The sequence below is a fragment of the Photorhabdus sp. S10-54 genome, assembly GCF_963878145.1.
In the GTDB taxonomy this organism is placed as follows: domain Bacteria; phylum Pseudomonadota; class Gammaproteobacteria; order Enterobacterales; family Enterobacteriaceae; genus Photorhabdus; species Photorhabdus kayaii.
Map to the genome: position 1 here is coordinate 1 of NZ_CAWNXG010000027.1, position 26,167 is coordinate 26,167.

The 26,167-nt window shown below is 42.6% G+C and carries 25 protein-coding genes and 2 pseudogenes; 11 read left to right on the forward strand and 16 right to left on the reverse strand.

Annotated elements, in window-relative coordinates; genetic code table 11:
- Window positions 1-87 (forward strand): annotated as a pseudogene (locus AACQ83_RS14805) (RNA-guided endonuclease InsQ/TnpB family protein); the annotation flags it as partial.
- A gap of 127 nt (window positions 88-214) precedes the next feature.
- Window positions 215-536 (forward strand): annotated as a pseudogene (locus AACQ83_RS14810) (transposase); the annotation flags it as partial.
- A gap of 625 nt (window positions 537-1,161) precedes the next feature.
- Here the strand turns inward: AACQ83_RS14810 and AACQ83_RS14815 are convergent.
- Genes AACQ83_RS14815 through AACQ83_RS14845 form a run of 7 tightly spaced genes read right to left on the reverse strand, consistent with a single transcriptional unit; the run spans window position 1,162 to window position 7,058 of the window.
- A complete protein-coding gene (locus AACQ83_RS14815; RefSeq protein WP_112878332.1) occupies window positions 1,162-2,499 on the reverse strand; it encodes an MSMEG_0569 family flavin-dependent oxidoreductase in 1,338 nt (445 codons plus the stop codon).
- Between the two features lie 12 nt (window positions 2,500-2,511).
- On the reverse strand, window positions 2,512-2,802 hold the full coding sequence (locus AACQ83_RS14820) for an MSMEG_0570 family nitrogen starvation response protein (RefSeq protein WP_112878333.1): 291 nt from the start codon (window positions 2,800-2,802) through the stop codon (window positions 2,512-2,514).
- Window positions 2,790-3,845, reverse strand: a complete 1,056-nt coding sequence (locus AACQ83_RS14825) for a sll0787 family AIR synthase-like protein (protein WP_112878334.1) — start codon at window positions 3,843-3,845, stop codon at window positions 2,790-2,792. Before AACQ83_RS14825 ends, AACQ83_RS14820 begins: the two co-directional genes overlap by 13 nt.
- Complete coding sequence (locus tag AACQ83_RS14830; RefSeq protein ID WP_112878335.1) at window positions 3,842-4,405, reverse strand: MSMEG_0567/Sll0786 family nitrogen starvation N-acetyltransferase; 564 nt, start codon at window positions 4,403-4,405, stop codon at window positions 3,842-3,844. The genes AACQ83_RS14825 and AACQ83_RS14830 overlap by 4 nt, the downstream gene beginning before the upstream one ends.
- Before the next feature lie 12 nt (window positions 4,406-4,417).
- Complete coding sequence (locus AACQ83_RS14835) at window positions 4,418-5,515, reverse strand: MSMEG_0568 family radical SAM protein (RefSeq protein WP_112878336.1); 1,098 nt, start codon at window positions 5,513-5,515, stop codon at window positions 4,418-4,420.
- Window positions 5,516-5,538: 23 nt separating this feature from the next.
- Window positions 5,539-6,546, reverse strand: coding sequence for a Nit6803 family nitrilase (locus tag AACQ83_RS14840; RefSeq protein ID WP_112878337.1), 1,008 nt, complete (start codon window positions 6,544-6,546; stop codon window positions 5,539-5,541).
- A gap of 29 nt (window positions 6,547-6,575) precedes the next feature.
- Window positions 6,576-7,058 (reverse strand): MSMEG_0572/Sll0783 family nitrogen starvation response protein, encoded by a 483-nt coding sequence (locus AACQ83_RS14845; protein ID WP_112878338.1) that lies wholly within the window; start codon window positions 7,056-7,058, stop codon window positions 6,576-6,578.
- A gap of 247 nt (window positions 7,059-7,305) precedes the next feature.
- On the opposite strand from AACQ83_RS14845, the gene AACQ83_RS14850 reads away from it, so the two are divergent.
- Window positions 7,306-9,231 carry a sigma 54-interacting transcriptional regulator gene (locus AACQ83_RS14850; RefSeq protein ID WP_205068661.1) on the forward strand — a complete coding sequence of 642 codons (1,926 nt, stop codon included), beginning with the start codon at window positions 7,306-7,308 and terminating at the stop codon, window positions 9,229-9,231.
- A 159-nt stretch (window positions 9,232-9,390) separates the two neighbouring features.
- Here the strand turns inward: AACQ83_RS14850 and AACQ83_RS14855 are convergent, their stop codons facing one another.
- A complete protein-coding gene (locus AACQ83_RS14855) occupies window positions 9,391-10,266 on the reverse strand; it encodes a glycerophosphodiester phosphodiesterase family protein (protein WP_192881034.1) in 876 nt (291 codons plus the stop codon).
- Window positions 10,267-10,368: 102 nt separating this feature from the next.
- Window positions 10,369-10,887 carry a sigma-70 family RNA polymerase sigma factor gene (locus AACQ83_RS14860; protein ID WP_112878341.1) on the reverse strand — a complete coding sequence of 173 codons (519 nt, stop codon included), beginning with the start codon at window positions 10,885-10,887 and terminating at the stop codon, window positions 10,369-10,371.
- 886 nt (window positions 10,888-11,773) lie between these two features.
- On the opposite strand from AACQ83_RS14860, the gene AACQ83_RS14865 reads away from it, so the two are divergent.
- A complete protein-coding gene (locus AACQ83_RS14865) occupies window positions 11,774-12,103 on the forward strand; it encodes a DcrB-related protein (RefSeq protein WP_112878342.1) in 330 nt (109 codons plus the stop codon).
- Here the strand turns inward: AACQ83_RS14865 and AACQ83_RS14870 are convergent.
- On the reverse strand, window positions 12,073-12,402 hold the full coding sequence (locus AACQ83_RS14870; protein ID WP_240000813.1) for a hypothetical protein: 330 nt from the start codon (window positions 12,400-12,402) through the stop codon (window positions 12,073-12,075). The two genes, AACQ83_RS14865 and AACQ83_RS14870, sit on opposite strands and share 31 nt — an antisense overlap.
- On the opposite strand from AACQ83_RS14870, the gene AACQ83_RS14875 reads away from it, so the two are divergent.
- Window positions 12,391-14,079, forward strand: a complete 1,689-nt coding sequence (locus AACQ83_RS14875; protein WP_240000814.1) for a hypothetical protein — start codon at window positions 12,391-12,393, stop codon at window positions 14,077-14,079. The two genes, AACQ83_RS14870 and AACQ83_RS14875, sit on opposite strands and share 12 nt — an antisense overlap.
- Window positions 14,066-14,518: a hypothetical protein gene (locus AACQ83_RS14880; protein ID WP_112878343.1), complete on the forward strand. Its 453-nt coding sequence runs from the start codon at window positions 14,066-14,068 to the stop codon at window positions 14,516-14,518. Before AACQ83_RS14875 ends, AACQ83_RS14880 begins: the two co-directional genes overlap by 14 nt.
- A 64-nt stretch (window positions 14,519-14,582) precedes the next feature.
- Here the strand turns inward: AACQ83_RS14880 and AACQ83_RS24665 are convergent, their stop codons facing one another.
- A complete protein-coding gene (locus AACQ83_RS24665) occupies window positions 14,583-14,717 on the reverse strand; it encodes a DUF7706 family protein (protein ID WP_445260530.1) in 135 nt (44 codons plus the stop codon).
- A 90-nt stretch (window positions 14,718-14,807) separates the two neighbouring features.
- On the opposite strand from AACQ83_RS24665, the gene AACQ83_RS14885 reads away from it, so the two are divergent.
- Complete coding sequence (locus tag AACQ83_RS14885) at window positions 14,808-15,014, forward strand: hypothetical protein (protein ID WP_112878344.1); 207 nt, start codon at window positions 14,808-14,810, stop codon at window positions 15,012-15,014.
- Window positions 15,015-15,857: 843 nt separating this feature from the next.
- Here AACQ83_RS14885 and AACQ83_RS14890 read toward each other — a convergent pair.
- The 4 genes from AACQ83_RS14890 to AACQ83_RS14905 all read right to left on the reverse strand — a co-directional run bounded on the left by AACQ83_RS14890 (window position 15,858) and on the right by AACQ83_RS14905 (window position 19,926).
- The gene (locus AACQ83_RS14890) at window positions 15,858-16,073 is read right to left on the reverse strand and encodes a hypothetical protein (protein ID WP_240000815.1); all 216 of its coding nucleotides are present in this window, start codon (window positions 16,071-16,073) and stop codon (window positions 15,858-15,860) included.
- Window positions 16,074-16,113: 40 nt separating this feature from the next.
- Entirely contained in the window at window positions 16,114-16,518 is a 405-nt protein-coding gene (locus AACQ83_RS14895; RefSeq protein WP_112878346.1) for a type II toxin-antitoxin system YafO family toxin, read from the reverse strand.
- 161 nt (window positions 16,519-16,679) lie between these two features.
- Window positions 16,680-16,994 carry an antitoxin of toxin-antitoxin stability system gene (locus AACQ83_RS14900; RefSeq protein ID WP_112878347.1) on the reverse strand — a complete coding sequence of 105 codons (315 nt, stop codon included), beginning with the start codon at window positions 16,992-16,994 and terminating at the stop codon, window positions 16,680-16,682.
- Window positions 16,995-17,595: 601 nt separating this feature from the next.
- On the reverse strand, window positions 17,596-19,926 hold the full coding sequence (locus AACQ83_RS14905) for a TonB-dependent hemoglobin/transferrin/lactoferrin family receptor (RefSeq protein ID WP_112878348.1): 2,331 nt from the start codon (window positions 19,924-19,926) through the stop codon (window positions 17,596-17,598).
- A gap of 241 nt (window positions 19,927-20,167) precedes the next feature.
- On the opposite strand from AACQ83_RS14905, the gene dinB reads away from it, so the two are divergent.
- Window positions 20,168-21,223, forward strand: coding sequence for a DNA polymerase IV (gene dinB / locus AACQ83_RS14910; RefSeq protein ID WP_112878349.1), 1,056 nt, complete (start codon window positions 20,168-20,170; stop codon window positions 21,221-21,223).
- A 52-nt stretch (window positions 21,224-21,275) separates the two neighbouring features.
- On the opposite strand, the gene pepD is transcribed toward dinB, so the two are convergent.
- Window positions 21,276-22,751 (reverse strand): beta-Ala-His dipeptidase, encoded by a 1,476-nt coding sequence (gene pepD / locus AACQ83_RS14915; protein ID WP_112878350.1) that lies wholly within the window; start codon window positions 22,749-22,751, stop codon window positions 21,276-21,278.
- Between the two features lie 380 nt (window positions 22,752-23,131).
- Here pepD and gpt point away from each other — a divergent pair, with 380 nt between their 5' ends.
- From gpt to proB, 3 genes are all read left to right on the forward strand, one after another.
- Complete coding sequence (gene gpt / locus AACQ83_RS14920; protein ID WP_112878352.1) at window positions 23,132-23,593, forward strand: xanthine phosphoribosyltransferase; 462 nt, start codon at window positions 23,132-23,134, stop codon at window positions 23,591-23,593.
- 13 nt (window positions 23,594-23,606) lie between these two features.
- On the forward strand, window positions 23,607-24,854 hold the full coding sequence (gene frsA / locus AACQ83_RS14925) for an esterase FrsA (protein ID WP_112878353.1): 1,248 nt from the start codon (window positions 23,607-23,609) through the stop codon (window positions 24,852-24,854).
- A gap of 200 nt (window positions 24,855-25,054) precedes the next feature.
- On the forward strand, window positions 25,055-26,158 hold the full coding sequence (gene proB / locus AACQ83_RS14930; RefSeq protein WP_112878373.1) for a glutamate 5-kinase: 1,104 nt from the start codon (window positions 25,055-25,057) through the stop codon (window positions 26,156-26,158).
- Window positions 26,159-26,167: the final 9 nt, after the last annotated feature.

The window sequence follows — 26,167 nt, forward strand, 5'->3', positions numbered from 1 at the left end:
GGCATATTTGAATTACAGGCGGCGGGACTCGTCGTTTCTGCCCATGGAGGCCTGCGTAAATCCGTCGCACAGACGGCTGCGGCCTAGGAAGTGGGAAGCCTCGCCGTTTACGGCGGGGAGCAGTCACTAGGTGGCAGATTATTGACAAAGTGCTGGTTTTTTATCTGGCACGTTGTTTTAATTAAGTTCCGTTCACCAAACGGAGCTTGCCGCTATGTTAAGAACACCCCCTCTCCAGACTTTCCCGCCAGAAACGCTCTCGCTTGACGAGCTGGTGCTCAAAAATCATCTGGTCCGTAAAATCGATGCCACCATTGATTTCGAATTTATTCGCGAATTAGTCGCGCCTTTGTATTGCCACAATAGCCATCGATCCGGTCAGGTTGATTAAAATGATGTTACTTGGCTACTTATTCGTGATCCCCAGTGAACGCCGTCTGGTACAGGAAATTCAGGTCAATGTGGCTTACCGCTGGTTTCTGCGCCTCGGATTGACCGAGAAGGTCCCTGATGCCTCAACCCTGAGTCAAAATCGCTGCGCAAAGGACGCACTAGCGAAGAGAACGGCTACCCACCTTTAATTTCCTAAGCTTTACCTGCTATTGGGGTAAAGCTGCAAGCGGTTTCTGGCGACTGAAACTAACCAGCCGTAAAGATCGCTTTTCAGCCAAACTCAAAGGCATGAAGCAATATCTTAGGAAGAACTTGAACGCGAAAGACACCTTGAGTGTTGTCAAGAATGTGATCAGAGTAATTAAAGGGTGGGTCAACTACTACGGAGTTTCCGACAACCAAAGACGAGTTGGTCAATTTCTGGAACGATCCAAACGGATCAGCCTGCAATGGCTAAACCGTCGAGGGGGGAAACGTCGTGTTACCTGGGACAGACTGCTTCGTGCTCTTAAAGCCATAGGTTTTCCTGCAAATTGGAAAACGGTATCGATGTTCTAGCTCACCGAATATGTGCGGGGACTCTGATCTATCGGGAGCCGGATGCGGTAGTTCAGCATGTCCGGTTCTGAGGAGAGGCCTACCTAGGTGACTGGGTAGGTCTACTCACCCAGGAGAGCGTAAAATCTATGGTCACCCCCGTTTTTGCAACCAGACTCTTATTAAAAAAATAAGCGTTTAAAAATATTCTGTCAGGCGAAGTTAGGAATTTCACATTTGAGATATTCTTTTATCTTTGATTGCAGATTTAGCACCTTTAATCAGAGTATGTGGCATATGCATATTTTGCTGATTTATTTGTTGCTCAATATGTTGCACCACATAGGCGGCATCCTGATCGATCCCGAGAAAACGTCCAGAACCCCATGTATATAACCACGGCAAACCAATAAATGTGACATCTGGATCGATGGTAATACCACGGTCATGTTTTGGATAACCATTGGCTTGAAAAATATCTAAATCAATCCATGAATAATCTGGTTTAAAACCAATACACCAGATCACTGAGGTGATATTTTCTTTTACTAAGTCAATGTGTGTGATTTCTTGCTCAGGCCGCCAAACCGGTTGATATACCGATGCAGGTTCGTCGGTTGCAATATTGTTTTTTTCTAAATACTCATCAATCGAGGCATTAATGCGATTATAAGTGGTATCGGCAAGGTCTAGGTTTTCTGATAAATCTGGTCTAAACCAGAATTGGCCCTCTTTAAAGTCATCAAAATGTCCGAACAGTTGCATACCTTCTAAGGCAAATTTACGCAGGTCAATATCACGCCCGCCGTCACGCCCTGTGACATAGTGGTTGGTACTGTTACGTACTTTTTCACTATAGCGATGATGTTTGACAGTCGTTTCGTAATAACCCATATCAAACAGCCATTTCACCACATCTTTACCGCGATAGAAGCGAGCACAACGTGGTGCATTGCCTGTCGATAAATAGACTTTTTTGCCTGCCAGATGTAAATCTTCGGCAATCTGTGCACCGGATTGCCCTGACCCGACCACCAACACTGCACCTTCAGGCAGTTGATCTGCATTTAAATATTCTTCCGAATGCATCACTTTCACATGTTTAGGCAAGGTATCGCTTAGTTTTGGATAAATCGGGGTGTGATACCCGCCTGCTGCAACGACAAGCTGTTTGGCTGTGGTTGTACCGTGATTGGTTTCAATGACAAACTTATGCGTTGCCACTTTTTTCACATGTTTTACCTGAATATTTAAAATGGCGGGAGGATTAGTTTTTTCAATAAATTCGTCAAGATATGCCACAATCTCGTACTTTTTCATAAAGCCGTCAGGATCGTTCCCCTGATAAGGATGTTCAGGCAATAGACACTGCCAGTTTGGTGTCACCAAGGTAAAATTATCCCACCGTTTATGGCGCCAGCTATGAGTCAACTCGGATTCTTTTTCCAATACCACATGGTCAATGCCCGCTTTTTGCAAATAGTGACTGATACATAAACCTGCCTGACCACCACCAACAATGACCACATCATAATTTGGCTGTAACATTTGATTTTGGATACTTAACATGGGATATCCCTCTCATTGATTCGTCATTTCAATAACTTCAATTTGATCTTCTGGACTTAGCCCGAAGAATTTGGCTTGGCGTTTGATTATCGCCAGATTGTCCACGGCTGAACTACAGAAAAAGCCATAACGTGCCAGTACCCTTTCCGAGGCGGCATGCAGACCATTTTCAACCTGATGCAAGAACTGCATACTTGGGTAACGCTGACCAATGGACAGATATTCATAAATCACCGTTGAGGGGGAGTAATATTGAATCAGCTCCCCATTAGGCCATTTCACAGTAAAATTCACACTGGGCATAACATCGACTCCTGCTGACTTTTAGGTTTAATCTGTATGGATTGAGCTTGTAATTTTTTTAACGCATCGGCATAACAAAAACCGGTAAACATCTGGCGGTTAAAATCCCAAAATATTCCGTCTTGCTGCTGCTGTTGCACGGCAACTACGCCACTGACATTGGTTTCACCAATCACCGCGCAGGCAATATCCTGATGGTGAAACAACGCGATAATGTCTTCACATTCATTTGTATCGGCCGTCAGTAAAAAACCAAAACTGGGGAAGATTTGTAGCCATTTAAACCAGTCCACATCATCAGGTTTAGGAATGGCATCTAAATTGATATGTGCCCCCGATGCCGTGGCTTCGAGCAGCATCAATAAACTGCCTAAGATACCGGCATTGCTAATATCACGGGCAGCATGAACCAGATTTGTCTCCGCCAATTGCGGCAGCAAGGCAATTTGTGACTGTAAAATGCGGTCAGACACTCGTTCAAAGCATTTCCAATAAGTGGTATTGGGGTGGAATTGCCCTTTTAGATTTAAAGCAATCAGAATTTTTTGTTGTGGTTTGACATGCAACACCGAGAGCAGTTTTCGTGCTATGCCTTGAATCGCAACGGATAAAGTGGGCTGATAAACTACCCCAATATTGGTATGTCCTCCGACCAGTAGTACGCTATAAGCACGACAAGCATCCTGCATGCCTTGCATTAACAATTGGGCATGTTCGCTACTGGTATGCCAAAAACTGTTCACCACTGACAATGCCCGACCACCCATTGCGGCAATATCACTAATATTCGCCATGACCGCTGACCACCCCGCAAAATAAGGATGATTGGTCACAAAACTGGGTAACATGCCTTCACAGGCGTGCAATACATATTGACCATTTAGTGGCACAGCTGCGGTGTCATCTCCGGGATAGGCATATAAGCTATCCAATGAATCCACATGGCAAGTTGTGTTAATTGAAACATGGTGAGCAATCGCCTGCTTGGAGTGCATAGCGGGTGTATGTTTTAATATTTCGAGTAATTGATTGAGTTCCATCATTGCGTCTCCTTTTGCATATAGGCTTGCATCGGGACATGCGGTAACGGATAGTTTTCAATCTGTGCCTGCATCAGCACATGTGGAATGTTGGCAACGGTTAACTGATACAAACTATCCCAACACAACCGTTGGAAATAGCGTTCATTTTGACTTTGCACGGTGGCTAAAAAAGTACGGCATCCCAGGTTTTTGGCGGTCGATACCGCGGTATTGATTAACGTTTTACCAATGATATGGCGACGTCGATATAAAGGTTCTACGCATAAACGCCCGCCATACCACGTCTGTTCGCTATCAGGAAAAATCCGTACTGCGCCAATCACTCGGTCATGCTCACCAAACATTTTCTCAATGGCAACAATACCTAATGCTTTAACATCGTATTCGTCACGATCTTCTTGCAAGATTTTCTGTTCATCGCGAAAGGTCATTTCACGCAAACGATAATATTGGTGACGCTCCCAATCTTCCGACACAATTTTGATGGCAATGTCATCGCTAACAAATTGTTTCTGCCCTTCATTTTGCTCAAGCAGCCAGGGATGGTGAGAAAGTTCCATATCACATTCTCCTTATTCATACGCTTTCAGCGAAGAGCAAGCGCCACATTTGGCACAGCCGGCTTGAGTATTTTCCGAGTTCAAACCATGTTGCTTGAGTTGCTGTCCAATTTTCGGATAGAGCGACTGCATAAAAGCGTGATCAGGTTTAGGGTGATGCTCTAATGGTGTACCTTGAATCGGTACAAACGGTACCACAAATGGATACACCCCAATTTCGGTCAGTCTGGCGGTCATCTCCACGATTTCCAGTTCGGTATCACCCAAACCTGCCAAAATGTAGGTACTGACCTGTCCTCGACCAAACACCGTAACGGCTGCTTCAAATGCCGCAAAATATTTTTCCAATGATACTTCGGCTTTACCCGGCATAATTTTCTGCCGTACACGCTCGCTTACCGCCTCAAGGTGCATGCCAATCGACACCGCTCCTGCATCTTTTAAACGTTGAAACCAGGCAAAATCATCAGGTGGTTCGCACTGTACCTGTATCGGCAAATCTACTTGTGCCTTAATCGCTTGAACTGAGTCATATAAAATTTTGGCGCCACGATCTCCCGTGTTTGGCGTACCAGTGGTGATTACCATTTGCTTGACGCCATCCAGTTCAACGGCTGCTTTCGCTACCTCAGCCAATTGTTCCGGGCGTTTACGGATCAAGGTTCGACCCTCTTTTAAAGACTGATCAATCGAGCAAAATTGGCAGGCAGTTGCCTTGTCCTTCATACGAATGCAATGCTGTAACACTGTTGTCGCCAACACATCACGGCTATGTAAGGTTGCAATTTGCTCATAGGCAATGCCTTCGGCGGTTTTTAAATCGTAAAAACGTGGTCGTGTTGGTGCAGTTAAGGTCGCCACGGGAATCCGGTTTTTAAAGACAATTACCTTGTCAGAGTGCGGTTCAGGCTTTGCGGTGTAGGGAGAATCTTGTGCTGCAAGGTTCAGCACAGGAATCATCATGGTCTGCCCGTCAAGGCTCAGCGCCTTATGATCGCTTGGCCCTGCGCCGCCTTTACGGGACAAGCCAAAATTGCCTTCCCATTTCAGACCATTACATTGCAAATCAGTTAATAATTGCAAATTGGTTAATAGTTGTATTGCAGACATCTTTAACCCCCTATCGATTGGGTTTACATCAATATGGTTTCGACATGTTCTTCATTAAATTTTGAGAGCTTTTCGAGATGACTTTGAGCTGATGTTTCAACTTTCAGTTCGTGTAATACCTGTGTTGGACGACGGTCAATGAATAAGCTGAGTAATTCAGGTCGGCTGTAATGTCCAATTGAATCCATCATGCGTTTACGTTTATCAATCAGGCTAAAGTCCAGATCAGCAATGCAATAACCTTCACCTTGTGTGATCGGTTCAGCCAGGAGTTTGCCTTCGGGAGAAACGATGGCGGCAAAACATCCCCCTGAAATTGGACCGATATCACAGCCAGTATCTTGCATAATTTGTTGTTGCTGTTCGGGATGCAGCCATGCGGTAGCATTGATCACAAAGCAGCCAGATTCTAAAGCATGGTGTTGAATGGTTGCGCGGATTTGATCGGCAAAGACTTGTCCTACCAACGAACCAGGAAACATGGCAGCATGAATTTGTTCGCCATCTGCCATTAAGGCAAAACGTGCCAACGGGTTGTAATGTTCCCAACATGCCAGCGAACCAATACGCCCTACCGCAGAATTAATGGCACGTAAACCACTGCCATCACCTTGCCCCCACACCATTCGTTCATGGTAAGTTGGGGTAATTTTGCGGCGATGCTGAATGATTGAACCGTCGGCATTAAATAGCAGTTGCGCGTTATAAATCGTACTGCCTGCACGTTCATTAATGCCAATCGACACCACCATGTTGGCTTCAAGACAGGCTTGACCAATTGCTAAGGTTGCTTCGGAAGGGACAACCACCGATTCATTCAACAGTTTTAAATGTTCTTTACCCATAGCAAATGGCGGTTGTACAAAGGAGAAATAAGGGTAATAAGGCACGACGGTTTCAGGAAAGACTGCAAATTGCACTCCCTGTTTTCCAAGCTCTAAAATAATGTCACAGATTTTTTTTACTGTTGCGGCTTGACTGTAAAGCACAGGACTACATTGTACTGCGGCAGCTTTAATTATTCGGTTCATAACCTTATCCCCTCATAGTTTATGTTTACTCAGACAGTCCAAGTATCAATGATTAAGGCATTGTCACGACGCATCAGCAGTCTTAAATCCATCACATCCAATGGATTAATTGGACGAATTCCCGGAATAAGCGCTTTTTCGGTTTGCCCATACAACGCTTGCAACGCAAAACGGCAGGCATAGACTTCGCCACCTTCTTCCATAAAGGCTTTCAACTGATTGTTGACGGCTAAATGACCCGGAAAAGCTTCCGCCCCTAAAGTTGGAAAACCACGTTGTACACCCAACTGCACGCCTGGGCCGTAAAGCAAAATTTTGGTTTCAAAGCCTTTGCGCAACAAACGTTTTGCCTGTAACACATTGACCAAGCCAATTGATCCTTCAAATGCAACAGTATGGAAAGTCACCAGTGCCTTTTCACCTGGCTGGGCTTTGACGTCCTCAAACACTTTTTCTTCATAATCAACAAGAAAATCGCCATCTTTATATTGCTCGATATCAATCTTTGGCATAACCAACTCCTAGTTCAATGTTATTTGGGAATGAACCAACATGTAGTCTGTCTGTACTATTGCGAGAAATTATTGCGAGAGTTGTGCCAAGTTATATTTTGGAGCGGAAGTTAATTATTATCACATTGAAAAATATCATTTAAATTTTATAAAAATATTTTTCATGGAGATAAATAGCGCTACTAGGGAATTAGGATTTTTCGTAGTATTATGAAATTCCATAACTTAAATTATGAAAATTCATAGTATGAATACAACTGACTTTATCTCGGACTGGGTAGTTTCTGAAGACTCGATTCGTCCGTTGGTATTTGAACACACGTCACAGGCATTAATTGTGTTGGACCCACATCAAAACCAGTTTATTGATGTGAATATCAGTGCCACTAAACTATTACGCTATGAACGTCATGAAATTATGCAAAAAACGGTAACTTCCATTTTTGGTCATTTCAGACAACTACCATACCTTATGGCATTTACCGAAGGCGCTTTGGTAAAAGGTTGGGCTTGGAATAATGAGCTGTATACCTTTGATAAAAATGGTGAAAAAATCCAGTTGGATATTACTTCCATTTCATTGCCCTATAAAAATAAAACTTTGCTGATATGGTCGCTGGTGGATCTTAAAGATTTAGAGCTGCGCCAACTCAATATAAATGCTGATAAAGTCATTGGTACAGGTTTAAAAGAATCGCAAGCCTTGCAAGAGCTGTTTATTGACTCCGACACAGGCAAGCATTTATTACTGAGTTCAGTCGGTGACGGTATTTACAGTATTAACAAACAAGGCTTGTGTACCTTTATTAACCCTGTCGGGGCTAAAATGTTGGGGCTGCAACCTGAAGATGTATTGAGTGACAATATCCATAAGATTCATCACCATACCCATGAAAATGGCGAGCCCTATCTTGTAGAAGAGTGCCCGATTTATGCAGCAGTACATGACGGTATTGTGCATGAAGGGGTTCAGGAAATTTTTTGGCGTCGTGACGGCAGTTGCTTTCCAGTGGAATTTACCAGTACCCCAGTGATTCGTGATAGTGAAATCATTGGCGCGGTAGTGGTGTTCCGTGATATTACCGATCGGCTGAATACCGAAAGGCAACTGACCCATGCCCTTGAAGAACTACAAGATTTAAAAAGCCGACTGGAACAGCAAAATGAATATCTGCAAGAGGAAATTTTACAGGAAAATCAATATCATGAAATTATTGGCAGTAGTGCATCCATTTTACAGATTATTGAAAAAATTAAGGTAGTCGCGCCAACCGATGCCAATGTGATGATTTATGGTGAATCAGGTACAGGCAAGGAGCTGATTGCTCGTGCTATTCACCAATCCAGTCACCGTAAACAGCAACCACTTATTCGGGTCAATTGTGCTGCCATTCCTTCGGAACTGTTTGAAAGTGAATTTTTCGGACATGTCAAAGGTGCATTTACTGGGGCGGTGCGTGACCGTGCCGGACGTTTTGAATTGGCAGATCAGGGCACACTGTTTTTAGATGAAATTGGCGAGATTCCTGTCGAGCTACAAAGTAAATTGCTGCGTGTATTGCAGGAAGGAACCTTTGAGCGGGTCGGCGAAGAAAAAACGCGACATGTGAATGTGCGGATTATTGCTGCCACCAACCGCAATTTAAAAGAAGAAGTTAAACACAAGCGCTTTCGTGAAGACCTGTATTTCCGTTTAAATGTATTCCCGGTTTATTCACCAGCTTTACGTAACCGTAAAGAAGATATTCCACTTTTGGTTACGCATTTTACTAAGTTAATTTGTGACAAGCGTAAAATTAATTATCTACCATTTTCACAAAGGCATATTTTAGAACTACAGCAATATGACTGGCCTGGCAATATTCGTGAATTGCAAAATGTCATTGAACGCGCACTAATTATAGCGAAACAAGGCACTGTTTCCTTTAAATATTTGCTAGAACAAGATCAACAGCAAAATGAAACTATGCATCAGAATATTCACAATAAACTTCAACAAATTGAAGTCGTGCTGACCATGCAGCAACTGAAAGAGTTGGAAATTAAAAATTTTTCTCTTGCCGTTAAACAATGCAAAGGGAAAATTTTTGGTGATGACGGTGCAGCAAAATTGTTGGGCATGAACCCAACGACATTGATCTCACGCTTAAAGAAATTGAGAATTGATTATTAAAAATCTTATCTTAAGTTTGGAAAATTCACCTCAGCAGCAAAAACCCGCAAAAAACTGCGGGTTCTGCTTTGTTCTGTCTATATAGGGTTTTAGCTGATAGGAAAAAGTATTCCTACAAAATAGTTACTGGAGAAGTTTCTTTCTGAGAACCCCCAATTTTTATTTTGTTTTAAAGGTACTGAACAGCTTGGGAGAATCCACCAGCACACCATCGGCACCAAGCTCTTTAGCTTGTTTGAAATCTTCCTCAGTTTTAATGCCAAAAAGAATGATGTTAGCGCCACCCTGAGCACGGAAACACTCCATTGCTTCCTTATCCCATGACAATACTGATTTGGAACGTGCTTCACCGAGAGTATATTTCTCAACAACTTCTACGTTACGGCGCATTTCCAAACCATACCAGCGAGCGGTATCGGTACTTGCAGGGATGTCACATTGGTGAGCCATTGTGATATTTGCCAGCATGGTGCGGGTTTTATCACGGCTTTCAAAACGCTGAATTGTTGCTGGCAATGCGTTAAGGTAAGTTTCGTTAGTGGAATAGAAACGGGTACGGGCAAGCGCTTTTTGTTTGGTCAGTACTTTTTCTAGTGTTTTGGCTTGCTGTGTTGGATCTGCATCCGGTGATTTCAGATCAATATAGAAGAAAGTATCTGGATATTTTTTTAAGACTTGTTCCAGTGTTGGAATACCTAACCCTTTATTACGGAATGGATGATCATCATCAGAGCCAAATTTGTAACCGGCATCAAATTTAGCCAACTGACTTGCTTTATAACCAGAAACGAGTCCACTTTTATTGGTCAAGCTATTTAGGTCAGATGGACGATAGAGTACTGGAATACTATCCTTTGAAAGCTGAACAGTGATCCAGATAGCATCTGCTTTATTTTCTAAGGATTTGGAAATTGCGTACTCGGTATTTTCAGGTGCATCACCTGTACCAGCACGATGAGCGATAATTTGTGGTGTTGTTGCGAAAGCGCTGGCAGAGCAGCAAAGTAGGATTGTAGCGGTAATTCCGTGTCGCATCATTTTCTCCATAATATCCAATTATAGTTAAATTAAAATAATTAACTTTATTAATGATTTGGTAATGAAATCAATTTTGAATGTAACATGGTTTTTTGAATTTTAAGTGAGAATTTGAATTTTTTTACATTTGTTATGTGCTCGTTGCAAATACTGTTTTACTGAACTGGAAGAAACCTGAAGCTGATCAGCTATTTCGCTATAACGCAGTCCTTGTAGCTGTGTCAACAAAAAAGCTCTTTTTACTTGGACTGGCAATTTATCAAGAGTGATATCGAGTTTTTCAAGCTGTTCAAATGTGGCGATTCTGCTTTCAGTAGAAGGCATGGTCATTTCTGGTGTCGAGTTTATATATTCCAAATAATTCTTTTCGGTTTTTCTTCGACGGTAATAGTTGGCAACCAGACAGCGGGCTACGGTTGCCAGAAAAGGCCGTGGTTGACGGATATCTGACAGGTTTGAACCGGATAGAACATTCAGGAAAGTGTCCTGAGTGAGATCTTCAGCATGGCAGGGACAGGAGACTTTATGGCGTAACCAGTTGTATAACCAGTCATGATGTTCAAAGTAAAATTGTTGCGCAAAACTATCAATTTCAGATACGGCTTTCTGGATTGCCATGATGATTTCCAATAACTCGGGAAAATGATAATGATTATTATTTTAATGTAAGCATTGGCTGTCAAGTGATTGTCATCACGTGAGGTTCTTAGATTACTGACTTTTAGCGTTTCGATTATCACTGCTGAGTTTTCATCAATGATAAAACAAGTGTTAAGAAAAGCCATTTTTTGGCTGTCAATGTGGTTTTAAAATCGGGAAAAAAGCGTAAGTGTGTTATGAAAAAACAGATAAAACTTTAATCATTAAAGGTGAAAATCAATGATTAAAGATTTTTTAAAGCGGGTAAAAAATTCGATGCTATACCCGTTATCTTTCAAGTTGCCTCTTTGTTGGCTGCACTCGCTCACCCCGGTCACATAGTTTGCTATGCTCCCGGGGATTCTCTCCCTTGCCGTCTCGATGCATCTTGAAATCCATTGGGTATAGATTTGATTGCCTACACATTCCAACCCAAAAAAACGGATTTGAATCTGTGCGCCTCTGAACTGACTATCCTTAAATAGAGCTAATTTTTTTCAATATCATAAAAAATGCAGAGTTAAACTTATCTGGTGATTAATGCAAGGTCTATAAACCGGCCAAGATAAATTGATTGAATAAAATTGTAGTGATTTAGTTCATTAAGACAGATTTTCAGCGCGATTATTGGCATTTTTTTTGTGATGTATATCACATTTAATTAAATTGATTGGGTATTAATTCGTCTAATAATCAAGACATAGCTGATTTTTTGTTATATCTTTTTGTCTGAATATTAAACGGACAGCATTATTAATTGTATAAGTTTATTGATGACTGAGAAGGGGATACCCCCTGAATCTGTTTAATCAGGATTATCAATGTTGTTGCTATGTTCGGCATTCCTATATAAGACAAAAGAAAGATGGACAATCAAGCACGTTGTCGGTTCACTGAAGGCAGTATTCTGTTACCCGCAGGCTATCAGGAACAGACGGTAAATATCCTCATCGCGCCCGATGCCCCGGCGCTGAATATCGCGCGTGATCAGTTAATCGAAGGCGAAGATCTCGCCAGTTACCTCAGCCGCCAGAAAGATCTGCTGAAAAACGGTCTGCGCAACTGGCAATTATTGGCAGAAAAACCCACAACGCTGGGCGATAACCTGCGGCAAGGCACGGCGCTGCTCTCCCGTTATCGGCCCAAAAAGGGGCAGCAAGTTTATCAATTGATAATGACGGCCTCAGCCGTCTGAGCCACATCCGCAATAATGTCGGTAACGAACAGCGTTTTCATTACAACGAACAGCACCAGATGGTCAATATCACGGGCAGTGGCGGGCTGAACCTGTATTGTGACTATGTGATGATGGATATCGATGGCAAAACGGTTTCCCGCCTCACCGCCGTCTGGCGCGAATTGTATGACGGTCATCGTATTCAGCTTTGCCGCTACCATTATAATGAGCACGCCCAACTGACGGGGGTTAGCCATCGCAACGACTCTCTCCAGCGACAATTCGGCTGGACAGAGCACGGCGTGATGGCATGGCATCAGGATGCGAGCGGCCTGCGCTGTGATTATAAGTGGGAGCAGACTGAAGAAGAGCTGTGGCGTGTGGTTGCTCAGCAAACTGGTGAAGGGGCGGGTTATCGGCTGGAATACGACGATGAGAACCTCACTTGCACGGTGCACTGGCACGACGGCACCCACACGGTTTGGCATCTCAACGACGCGCACCACATTATCCACTGCCTCGACCGCAACGGCACGGAGCACCATATCCTGTGGGATGAATTTGGCCTGCCGAACGGCTACAAAGATGCGGACGGCCACACCCGTCTGAGTGAATGGGACCAACATGGCCGCCAACTGAGTTTCACCGATGCCAACGGCAACCAGACCGGCTGGCAGTACCAGAATGATACCGACCGGCTCACTGTTATCTTCTGGCCGGATGGCACCGAGACGGCGCTGGCTTACGATGACTTTGGGCGTCTGGTCAGTGAAACCTCGCCATTGAAGCAGACTACCCGTTATCACTACGGCTTTAATAATACGGTGCGTCCCGACAAAGTCACTGATGCTAAAGGCGGGGAAAGCCATTTTACGTGGAATGGTCAGGGGCAGTTGATGAGCCACACCGACTGTTCCGGGCAAAGCAGCACATGGCGCTACGACGATGAGAACCGACTGAGCCGCTTTACCAACGCGCTGATGGAAACGACCAGTTATGACTATAACGATAGCGGCCAGTTAATCCTCATCACCTATCCTGACGATTCCACAGAACACTTGGCATGGGACAGCGCGGGTCAGCTAACCCATCACCAGCGCAATGAGAATGCGCCCCGCGCCTGGGAATACAATGCATTAGGTCAGGTGGTCTGTGCGACGGACCGTTTACAACGTCAAATTCGCTATCAGTACAGTCCCGAAGGGCATCTGATACAGCTCGACAACGCCAACGATGACCGTTACCGGCTGAACCGTGATGCCGAAGGGCGCTTAATCGAAGAAATCCGTCCTGACGACACCTTAATCCGGTACGAATACAACGCGGCGGGCTTATTGAGTACCGAACGGCGCATGGGTGACCGCGTATTCCAGTACCCGGAACGGCAAGTACACCAGCATTATGATGCGGCCGGTCAGCTGATCCAGCGGGAAACCTACACGGACACTTACCAGTACCGGTGGGACAACATGGGCAGGCTGCTGGAGGCTAGCTGTGAACCGAACGACAACGGTAAACAACTGGGAATAGAGTCCAACACCGTGCGTTTTGGCTATGACGCACTGGGGCGGGTCATTTGGGAACAGAACGGCGATGACCGTCTCCAGTTCAGCTATGATGAACTGGATAACCTGACCGCCCTCACGCTGCCGCAGGGCGGCACCTTAAGCTGGCTCTACTACGGCTCTGGCCACCTGAGTGCGATCCGGCATGAACAGACACTCATCACTGAATTTGAGCGGGACCGGCTGCATCGTGAAACCCGCCGCACGCAGGGCAAACTGTTCCAGCTGCGCGATTATGATCCGCTGGGGCGCTGTACCCGCCAATATAGCCTGCCGCTGAAACAGGCCGATGCCGATCCACTGCCCTATCTCAGCGAGGGCAAGCCGTGGCGGGCGTGGGTCTACGGCCCCCAGGACGAATTGCAGATGATGGAAGATCATTACCGGGGCATGGTTGACTATCAGGAGGATGTAAATGAATATCTCTGAATATAGAAGATCATTACTTTATAGAAAATCTCAAGGAAATGTATGCAGAGAAGAGTATTTGAATAAAATTAAATCCATTACTAATGAACTTGTGAATGTTAGTGATTTTTTAAGTTTGGAAGAAACAGACTTAATTATAAACTCATTGAAAAATAAGAAAATAATCTCAAGTCATGAAGTGGAAATTTATTCTTGTCAAGATCTTGTTTCTTTTATAAAAGAAAAAGTTACAGGAGTTTCTTATTATTTGCTAATGGACGAAGAATGGAAATTCTGTGGCGCATATAAGATAAACAGGAATCTTGATTATAATCAAGATTATCATTTTAATGATTTATATTCTGATGAAATAAGGATTATAGCTTGTGATTTATCATTTCAAATCCAAATTGATTATGATTGTTCTAATATAGAATGTAGTCATATAATATATAAATAGTTATCTGTCAAAATACATATAATAAAACCGGGAGAATATTAATTCTTCCGGTTTTATTCATGATCTACCGAGGCGCATAGCCACGGTACGCCAGAGCAGATTGGAGCTTAGAGATCACATCTTTGATCTGGTATGCTTCCTCGTCATTTACGACACAGGCGAGTATTTCCGTCCAGTTGGGCAAAAACCAGTGCTTCAATGTGAGTCAACTGAATGAGATTATATTAAAACATTTAACAGAGTTAACCGCATAGCGAAAAAATAACAATAGCGTTTAGCAGTATTAAAAATGATTAAAGAAATGGACTTTGATTTTAATATCAGTAATATATCTATTATCCTCTTTGGTTTTAAGCCTAAAAATCAAATAAAGGAAAAAGGAAAAAGGAAAAAGGAAAAACGAGGAAATCCGAGTATCAATTTAATGAAAATAGGAAAATTTAAATACAAGGCAGGAAATGGAAAAACGATTATATTTACAAAAATAGTTCAATGAAAACCATTCATTAAATGAATTTTTAATTAAAAAATAAGAAAACTCTCACAATGATAATCGCTTTATTCGAGATCCCCATTTTAACAGTATTCATTTTATCTTTTTACCTGCATTTCCCTTTAACAGCCTATTCACATCCATATTTAATTCATTTATCGGCAATGCTATCCTCCTCTTATTTTTACCTAACCTGCCATGACCATTTAGAAGCACAAAAACAGAGGTATTAAAGATTTTATATAAAAGACGGATTTAACTATAAGTGCAGTTTTTTAAAAAGACGTTAATAAAATTTAATCGAAATCCATTAACCATTAACAGAAAATTGAAAAGAAATCTGCGAAAAAATAATATTATCCGAAAAAAATAAAGGGGCATCTTTATACCGTCAAGCTATTTACTGGTTGATTTATGAAGATAAAAGAAAGGGGGTAACTTATGAAAACTGTTCAAAATTGCCAGTAAAACAGCATTAACAAAGATAAAAAGCAAGTATAATTAACGTTGATTAAACGTGAAACACAATATACCCGTTATCTTTCAAGTTGCCTCTTTGTTGGCTGCACTCGCTCACCCCAGTCACATAGTTACCTATGCTCCCGGGGATTCACTCCCTTGCCGTCGCGATGCATCTTGAAATCCATAGGGTATATACCATGATGATTAAAATTAATATAAAACAGGTGTTAAGAGTAGTAAAAACAACGATTAAAACCTTATTATACCAATTAAAAGTAGAGGTTAAAAAATGGCTTTTAATAACAATTTAAAAGCTGCTCATCATAAAAATATTAGTGAAAAAGGATGAATGATAATATAGAATAGGTTAATCAGATAATATATTTAAAAATTAACTGGTTTAAATAATGTTATTAAACCCATTAAACCCATTAAACCCATTAAACCCATTAAACCCATTAAACCCATTAAACCCATTAAACCCATTAAACCCATTAAACCCATTAAACCCATTAAACCCATTAAACCCATTAAACCCATTAAACCCATTAAACCCATTAAACCCATTAAACCCATTAAACCCATTAAATCATCAATCATGAAAAATCGGAGTAACAAATGTTCACTTGTTACCGTCAGACTAGTATTTTTCCCGAAAGCCTTCGGCAATTTTTTCCAGCTCGTTCATTAAATGGATATCCCTGTCCGTTTCAGCTACATCATTGGGCTTGTTGTGATCCCAGTGTTTGATAATCGCGATTAACAGATAGGTGTTGGCGTCGAAAAAACCAAGGCAATAAACCAAAACATAACCACTGGTTCGTTTAAATTGCGCCAGTTTGAGTGGAAATCCTTTGTCTTTGAAATGCAGGTGCTGCAATTCAAGGTAAGATCGATTATGCGTAAACCGGTAGGGAACGTCTCGACCAAAGGTAATGGGTAAGCCTTTTCCCTCTTTATAGGCCCGAAAGTCATCAACCAGCGCCTTGGTTTTCTGTTCGCCTAAAGCCTCTTTTAAAACACGGTGCGTGAATATTCTTATCACCGCAGAGTTTCCTTTTAATTGCTTATTGACTTTTCCGTTATTTTCTTTATTTCATTTTCACTAAGGTGAAAATGATCTGCTGGAGACGAAGGGCGCTGTTCATCACCAGCAGATCACTAAAGATTGGTCGTGTCCTTTCTTCGGAGAGATAGGTCCATATCTTACGACCATTCTTCGTAGTCCCCGGCCATTCCCTCTTTGATTTTTGCAGCCATCTTAGTGGTTATTTTATTCATATTTAGCCCTTCTCCGGTGAAATTGGCCGGGATGCTTTTCAATTCCGTACTTCCCCGTTGTGCATATTCACAAAGCGTGCTCATCTCTTCAAAAAGTGCGGCAGGAACGGCGTAAAACTGGATCTGATTGTTAGATGAAACAGCAATAGCATCTCCCTGGGCTTCTGCCAGTGCTGCACTGGGATTGGATTTAAACTTACTGATAGCTGTTGTGTAGCCACACATGACTTTCTGCAACATGGTAAACCTCCATTCAGAAAAATTATAAAATATACTAAATATAGGGCTAAATATAGCTCTATATTTAATCTGAAACCAGTATCTTGTAGACCGTTTATCGGCCTATCTTTAGCTGTTTGGCAATCTTTGAGGTTCCCATAGATAAAGAGTTTCAAGAAACCGATTTTAATAACGTTTTCAACCGGGGAATAAACTTTTTCATAAACCGATTAAATCATTAAAAATAGGGGGTAACAAAATCCGCAACCAAATGATTTAAATGAATATTAACCAGGTTATTTGCGGTATTATTATGTTGCATTTATTATGCAAAACCAACACCTTAAATACGCGGGTTTAAATTTTTTTACATTGATTTAATCATTCCAATAACGTTGTTTTTCTACGGTTTTATTTAAACGTTTAAATGCCCGTTTAACTGTTCTGGCTGATTAATTTGCCAGACTTTTACCATCGTTGATGCAATAAAGCATTATTAAAGTATCAGAGAAAACGAATCAGCCGATAACACGCTATCAAAAGTTTCCGATAAAACGAAATTTTAAATGGGTTGGTTAGCAGTCTGAGTTCCCTCAAAAAGAGGGAACTATCAGGTGAGAAATCAGAATTTCTGGGAGATACTGAATTTAATGTTACGTCCAATCCCGGAAACCGATTCACTGAGGTATGGGCGATAATCACGATTAAACAGGTTATTTACTGTGACACGTGCTTCAAGACCTTGCCAGAAATTGGGTTGCCAGCTGGCGAATAAGCCGTGCAGTGCATAACCTTTGCTTTTTGGTAATGCCCAATGACCTGCATCTGGATCGCCATCTGTAGGAGAACGGTCTTGTTTGCGAATGAAATCACCAGTCCAACCAACAGCCATTTGCCATTGAGGAATTTTTACACCAAGCATTGTATGGGCAGAGGTAGGTGGAATATCTCTAAGCCAGGTTTTACGGTTCCACCACGGATTGATAGGAGAGGTATCCCTTTGCCCACGGATTGTTGAGAAAGAGAATTTGCCAAATAGGTAACTACTATCATAGAAGGTTTCGATTTCTAGCCCCTGAATGGAGTATCCCGGTAAATTACGATAATTGGGTAAGGGCTTGCTGCAAGCGGATTCTGGTGCGCCGTTTGCTTGAGCTTTACAGTGAATCTTACTGCGACCAGTAAATATTTCGTCTTTACCTCTGTTGTAGAATAGAGTGGTGCGGATCTGTAAACTATCCTGAGCTGTCAGCAGATTATTAAAATCCAGAATTGCACCGAAGCGGAGTCCAGTCATTCTTTCTACATCTAGATTACGACTGGTGGCTGTAACACTTGACTGTGCATATTGTACTTCATATTGCTCATCTACCAGTGGGGCACGCCATGTATGGCTAATATCAGAAAATAGTGATAGGTTTTGTGTTGCTTTCCACATAATACCTAAATGAGGAGACCAGCCGGTATAGGTGACGCTGCTATAATCGTGGCCTATTTTGGGCGATTTATCATTATAAACGGCAGCAATGTTTTCCTTGCCCGTATTTTTGATATGGTCATAGCGAATTCCCGGTGTGACGGTGACACTGCCAATAGTCATTGCATCTTGTAGATAGAAACTATGAGTTTCTTGTTTTCCTGATGGCATTTGATATGGTTGGAAATAGCCATAATTATAGGCTGGATTTTTACTCTGATTTTTGTAATACATTAATGTGTTACGCTGATTTTTATGCCAACGAACACCAGTTAGGAGCGTGTGCTCTATCGCTCCAGTCATAAAAGCCATTTTATTATTGATATCAACAAGATTATCCACATAGTCGATCCAACTTTCATTACCAAGATTTCCTATGCTAGCAACTGCTCCTGCATTGACTGGCCGCTTATCATGCTGTTCTGTTTTCGAATAGGCATAAGTTGCTGTCAGGTTAAGTAACGGATTGTCTTCTGGTGCAATATTCCATTTAGCAGTGTAATTTTGGTCTGTTTGATCACGATAAACCAGCTTACGACGCCAGGCTTCATCCCAACCATATTTCTTAATATGGGCCTCTGATGGAGTAACTATTTCATCGCGTTTTGCTGCCCACGGCTGCCAACCATCAGAATCAGAACGCATAGCGGAAAGTGTTAATGTATTAGCATCGTTCAGGTAAAAATTCGTTTTCAGTAAGTAGGATGCCTGATCACTTTTAGAGAATGCAAAACGGGTGCCATCCGGTCGTTTAATGTTGCCGCCATCTCGTTTGCTCATATATAACAGGCCGTCAGCAAAGCCTTCTATTGTCCGGCCATAGACTGCGCTGCTATAAATATTTTGGCGATCATTGGTGTGATAACTGTATTTCAACAATCCACCAAAATCTTCTCCAGGCCGTAATAAATCACTGGCATCTTTGGTGACAACTTTAACTGTTCCGCCAAATCCGCCATTACCATCAAGTAGATTATGTGGGCCTTTATCGACATCGACTCGCTTGATTAATTCTGGCTCAATAAAGATAGAGCCTTGGCGATATTTCTCGAAACCTTTTGGTGCATCATCCAGAGTGACTTTAACGTCTTCGGTATCGCCCATTCCCCAGATATTCAAAGTTTGGCCGCCTGGACGAGGCGATCCTGACATAGAAACGCCGGGGAGTTGATCGAGCAGCTCGGCAATATTATCTGCCTGGGTGCGTTCAATATCCTCTTTTTTCAATACTGAGCTTCCAGCACTGACGCTGTTATTCAATCCGCCAATAACAGAAAGTGTGGAAAGTGTGATGACTTTCTCTGATTTTTCCGGTTTTTCTTTTGATTTTTGCTCTCCATTTTCCTGGGCGGCCAGATAACCTGGCAGGCCAGTACTCAGCATAATTATGCTGGATAAAGCATAATGAAGAGTGCGATTAATTGGTTGTGTAGTCGCTGTAGCTGAGGTTTTTTGTGGTTTCCCGCTATTTTTCATTGTTATAAGCATCCTTGAAATGTCGTTAAATAGAAAAGTTGCACTTACAGGATAGGTCACTTAACGCAAGGAATCGGGCAGTAAAAAGTTAATAACGGTATTAATTATTTTGTTGTTCAAGATATCTTCAAATCTGAGCTAAAAGCATCTGTTAACAATAACTCTTGATGTTGTTACTAGATTGCTCTTGAGTCTATTTTTATGTATGTTTATACAGTCATTGTTGATAGGCTAAAGCAGAATGCGAAAGATTATTCATATTGATATGGATTGTTTCTACGCAGCTATTGAAATGTGTGATGATCCGTCACTTCGTCATATTCCTATTGCTGTGGGCGGCAGTGCAGACAAGCGGGGTGTTATTAGTACAGCTAATTATCCTGCCCGTCGTTTTGGAGTACGTAGTGCAATGTCTACTGCAATGGCGTTGAAACTCTGTCCTCAGCTTAAAGTTCTTCCGGGGCGTATGGCGCTATATCGGGAGGTTTCCCGGCATATCCATCAGATATTGTCTCGTTATACTGAGTGGATAGAGCCTCTGTCATTGGATGAAGCTTATCTAGATGTCACTGATAGCCATCATTGTTATGGATCTGCCACGCTTATCGCACAGGAGATCCGTAAATCCATTTTTGATGAATTACAATTGACGGCATCAGCCGGTATTGCGCCGGTGAAATTTTTGGCAAAAATCGCTTCTGATATTAATAAACCGAATGGGCAATATGTCATTCCTCCTGATCGAGTGGCTGATTTTGTTAAGGTTTTACCTTTGCGAGAAATTCCGGGGGTTGGCAAAGTCATGGTGCAACGGCTGGCTAATATGGGGCTGGAAACCTGTTCTGATATACAAAAATATGACGTGATTGTTTTGGTGAAACAATTGGGGAAATTTGGTCAGGTACTTTGGGATCGTTGTCACGGTATTGATGAGCGATTAGTGAATCCAGACCGTCTGCGAAAATCAATTGGTGTGGAGCGGACACTTGCGAGAGATATTCATCAATGGGAACAGTGCACTGAACTAATAGAAAGTTTATATCTGGAATTAGAAAAACGGTTGAATAACGTTAAACCTGATCTGCGGATTGCCCGTCAAGGGGTGAAACTGAAATTTGATGATTTTCAACTAACCACTCAGGAGCATGTTCATCCACTATTGGATAAGCAGGATTTATTGCAATTGGCCCAGAAAACATGGACCTCTCGTCGGGAAGGGCGTGGCGTTCGTTTAGTGGGTTTGCACGTAACTTTGCAGGATCCAGAAATTGAGCGGCAACTTTTATTTGAATGGTAACTTGCTTGAATGGTAATTCCCCTGCCATCACATTGAGGCAGGGGAGAGCTGATTAAGCTTTTTCAGGAATAGCTTTCAGAATTGCCGTCAGCAGTTGCCAATATTGCCCGACACTCTTGATGTGCACCTGTTCGTCAGGAGAGTGAGCGCCCGTGATGGTTGGTCCGATAGATACCATATCCATATCAGGATAAGGTTTCTTGAATAGGCCACATTCTAGTCCGGCGTGGATCACCATGATATTAGGTATCTTGTCGAATAACTGCTGATAAGTTTCACGTACTAAGTGCATTACCGGAGAACTTGCATCTGGCTGCCAGCCGGGATAATCACCTTTAGCGGAAATCTCAGCATTCGACAGTTGAGCTAGCGAAGAGAGCATACCTATGACATAAGACTTGCCGCTGTCGATAAGCGAACGGATTAAGCAAATGAGATTTACCTTATCTTGTTCCATCGCCACAACGCCCACATTTAGCGAAGTTTCTACTACACCTTTGATGACATCACTCATACGGATAACACCATTAGGGGTACTGTTTAGCAATGAGATAAAACGGCTTTGGCAGTCATCAGTTAATGCCTGAATGTCGGTTTCGACCTCTTCCAGTAATACAGTCAGGTTTTTCTCAACGACGGCATACTCATTTTTCAGTATACCTAAGTACTCATCTTTCAGTTGAGTAAACTGTTCTGCTTTATCGGCAGGGATGGCAACAATAACATGGCCTTCGCGTGGAATGGCATTACGCAGCGTACCGCCTTGGAAGTCGAGCAGTTTTAGCGCCAATTCCTGAGTATGGGCGGCAAGGAAGCGAGCCAGTAGTTTGTTGGCATTACCCAGTCCTAAATGAATATCACAACCGGAATGCCCGCCCTTTAGCCCTTTGATTATCAGTTTTAGTGTTTTGTAGTTAGCCGGAACAACTTCACGAGTCAATGCTAAAGTGGTGGTAAAATCGATACCTCCAGCACAACCCATGTAGATTTCCCCTTCTTCCTCTGAATCGGTATTGATTAAGATATCAGCTTGCAGCCAGCCCGGTTGCAAGCCAAAAGCGCCATCCATTCCGGCCTCTTCTGTCATGGTCAATAAAACTTCTATAGGGCCATGTTTTACATTGTCATCAGCCAGTACAGCCAACGCTGATGCCAGGCCAATACCGTTATCAGCCCCCAGAGTTGTACCTTGGGCAGTAACCCATTCACCATCAACATAAGGACGGATAGGATCTTGAGTGAAATCGTGCACTGTATCGTTGTTTTTCTGCGGCACCATATCAAGATGTGCTTGCAGAACAACCGCCTTACGATTTTCCAACCCTTTACTGGCTGGCTTTCTGATCAGAATATTGCCGACTTGATCACGTTCAACGTGCAACTCTTTTTCTTGCGCCCATTGAACAATGTGGGTTGCCAGCGCTTCTTCATGGTAAGAAGGGTGAGGAATAGAGCAGATTTTGGCAAAGATGTCCCATAGAGGTTGAGGGGATAATTGTGATAGTTCTGATTGTAATAGTTCTGACACGACGAATCTCCTATGACTGCATCTCAATTAAGATGGAAATACTACTCTCTACCCGAGAAATAGTTTTTATACCCGTCATCTTTCAAGTTGCCTCTTTGTTGGCTGCGCTCACTCACCCCGGTCACATCGTTATCTATGCTCCCGGGGATTCACTCCCTTGCCGTCGCGATGCATCTTGAAATCCATTGGGTATATATGATGAGCGCTTAACGCCATGATGTTATTGGGCTCAGAATACCACTTTAGTTTTGTTAAGAATAATACGATTCATCGATTCCTTGTTTCCGCTAGTTTTTACAGACCTAAGTCACTATAATTCGCGCAACTTTTTTTGCCAGATGCTTTTCTAAAGTATTTTTAAGTTGTCGGGATCAATTTTTATGAGCGAAAAATATGTCGTAACTTGGGATATGTTGCAAATACATGCCCGTAAATTGGCGCAACGTTTACTCCCTATCGAACAGTGGAAAGGTATCATTGCCGTTAGCCGGGGTGGTCTTGTGCCTGGGGCGCTTTTAGCGCGTGAATTGGGTATCCGTCATGTAGATACAGTCTGTATTTCCAGCTATGACCATAATAATCAACGTGAACTACAAGTTCTGAAAAAAGCAGAAGGTGATGGTGAAGGTTTTATCGTTGTGGATGATCTGGTTGATACTGGAGGTACTGCTCAGGCCATCCGTGAAATATATCCAAAAGCCCATTTTGTGACTATTTTTGCAAAGCCGGCAGGCCAACCTCTGGTTGATGATTATATTGTTGATATTCCTCAAGATACTTGGATCGAGCAACCTTGGGATATGGGTGTAGTATTCGTTCCGCCAATTTGTGAAGGTAAATAACGTCAGCATTGTTATGGCAAACCAGAACCTTTCAGAATCACTTTTTAAGCCAAGACAAAAACATCAGGAAACTTCCACGCTGGTAAAGCACTGCCATCCCCGGTTAATTGCGGGTAATTACAGTACGTTGGATGGTAATAGTCATGGTAGTTGGTATCGTATGATTAACCGGCTGATGTGGATTTGGCGAGAAATTGATCCGTTTGAAATAGAAGAAGTGTTGTGCCGGATTGCCATGACAAACGCGCAGCGCAGTGATGATAATTTACTGGATACTGTGATTGGGTATCGTAAAGGTAACTGGGTTTTTGAGTGGTCACATCAGGCGATGTTGTGGCAACAGAGAGCGTTGCAGGCAGAGCAGATCTCAGAAGCTGGCAATTTCTGGTTGAAAGCGGCTAATTTGTATAGCATCGCTGGTTATCCCCATCTTAAGGGTGATGAGTTGTCTCAGCAGGCCGTCATTCTAGCCAATAAAGCTTATGAAAATGCGGCTCGTTGTTCTGGCTATCAGTTGAGGAAAATAGAGTTCAAACTCAAGGAAGGTGGTTGTGTGACTGGCTTCCTTCATCTGCCTCAGCAACTGCAAAGGCCTTCTCCAACTATTTTGGTTTGTGGCAGTTTGGATAATTTGCAAAGCGATTATTATCGGCTATTCCGTGATTATCTGGCGCCGCTTGGATTTGCGATGTTAACTGTGGATATGCCCTCGATTGGTTACTCTTCACGTCTGAGGCTGACACAGGATACTTGTATTCTCCATCAACAAATCATCCATCAACTGGATGAAATTCCTTGGATTGACCACTCCAGGATTGGCCTATTTGGTTTTCGCTTTGGTGCCAATATTGCCGTCCGGTTGGCCTATTTGGAATTTAAACGTATCAAGGGTGTTGCAACTCTTGGCGCTATCGTTCATGAGTGGCTCAGCAGCGTTGAACGTCAACAAAATTCACCTTCGATGTATCTTGATATGTTTGCTAGCAGATTGGGTATTTATAATGTGGATGAAAAGGCGTTTCGTCTCGAACTCGGCTGTTACTCCCTTAAAAAACAAGGTTTGTTAGGTCGGCGTTGTTCCGTTCCTATGTTAGCGGGTTATTGGCAGAATGATATTTTCAGTCCGAAAGAAGAATCTAAGCTGATAGCAATGTCATCAATGGAGAGTAAATTACTGGCTATTCCGACAACGCCTGTTTATAACAGTTTCAATAAGGCGTTATGGGAGATTAGTCAATGGTTGAAAAATAAAGTCTGTTGATGAAATTTCCGTTACTTGTTGATTATTAGCTGCTTTATTTTATAAAAATTTCATGCGCTTTCGGGTGAAGTGAACAGCATTAATTTGTTCTAAGCTCCTATATTTTTCAATTTAGCATTATGATGCCTGTTGGCATAACGCTTCTCTCCTGTTAAAACTGAGCACTGTTTTTTTAATTTAAATCTAATGGCAAAAATATGATGAATAGCAGCCAAACATTGGTTGTGAAACTGGGGACGAGTGTACTGACAGGCGGCTCTCGTCGCCTGAATCGAGCTCATATTGTAGAACTGGTAAGGCAATGTGCTCAGCAACATGAAAAAGGTCATCGCATTATTATTGTGACTTCCGGTGCTATTGCGGCAGGGAGGGAACATTTGGGCTATCCGGATCTACCTGCAACAATTGCCTCCAAGCAATTGCTGGCGGCGGTCGGTCAAAGTCGGTTGATTCAGTTGTGGGAGCAGCTCTTTTCTATTTATGGTATCCATGTTGGGCAAATGTTATTGACCCGGGCGGATTTAGAAGATCGCGAACGTTTTTTAAATGCCAGAGATACCTTACAGGTTTTGCTCGATAATCGCATTGTGCCTGTAATTAATGAGAATGATGCAGTTGCAACGGCGGAAATTAAAGTTGGTGATAATGATAATTTATCTGCACTAGCGGCAATTCTGGCGGGAGCCGATAAGTTGCTATTGCTGACGGATATTGAAGGGCTGTATACCGCTGATCCGCGTAGCAATCCAGACGCAAAACTTATCCCGGAAATTTATGACATCAGCGATGAATTACGTATGGTTGCCGGTGATAGTATTTCGGGTTTAGGGACGGGAGGAATGGCAACTAAACTTCAAGCTGCGGGGATTGCAGGTCGCGCTGGTATTGATGTCATTATTGCCGCGGGTAATAAACCAGATGTCATCTCTGATGTCATTGAAGGTAATCCAGTAGGTACTCGCTTTCATGGGTTGGAAAGCCCGATGGAAAATCGCAAGCGTTGGATTTTTGGCGCACCTCCAGCGGGTGAAATTATTGTAGATCATGGCGCTGAGACAGCAATCTGCGAAAAAGGCAGCTCTTTATTACCGAAAGGGATTAAAAATATTAAAGGTGATTTCTCCCGTGGAGAGGTTATCTGCATTCGTAGTCTGTCTGGTAAAGATTTGGCGCATGGTGTTTGCCGTTATAACAGTGATGCTCTACGTTTAATTGCAGGCCACCATTCACAACAGATAAGCCAAATCCTCGGTTATGAATATGGTGCTGTTGCGGTTCATCGTGACGACATGATCGTAAGTTAAGGATTTATA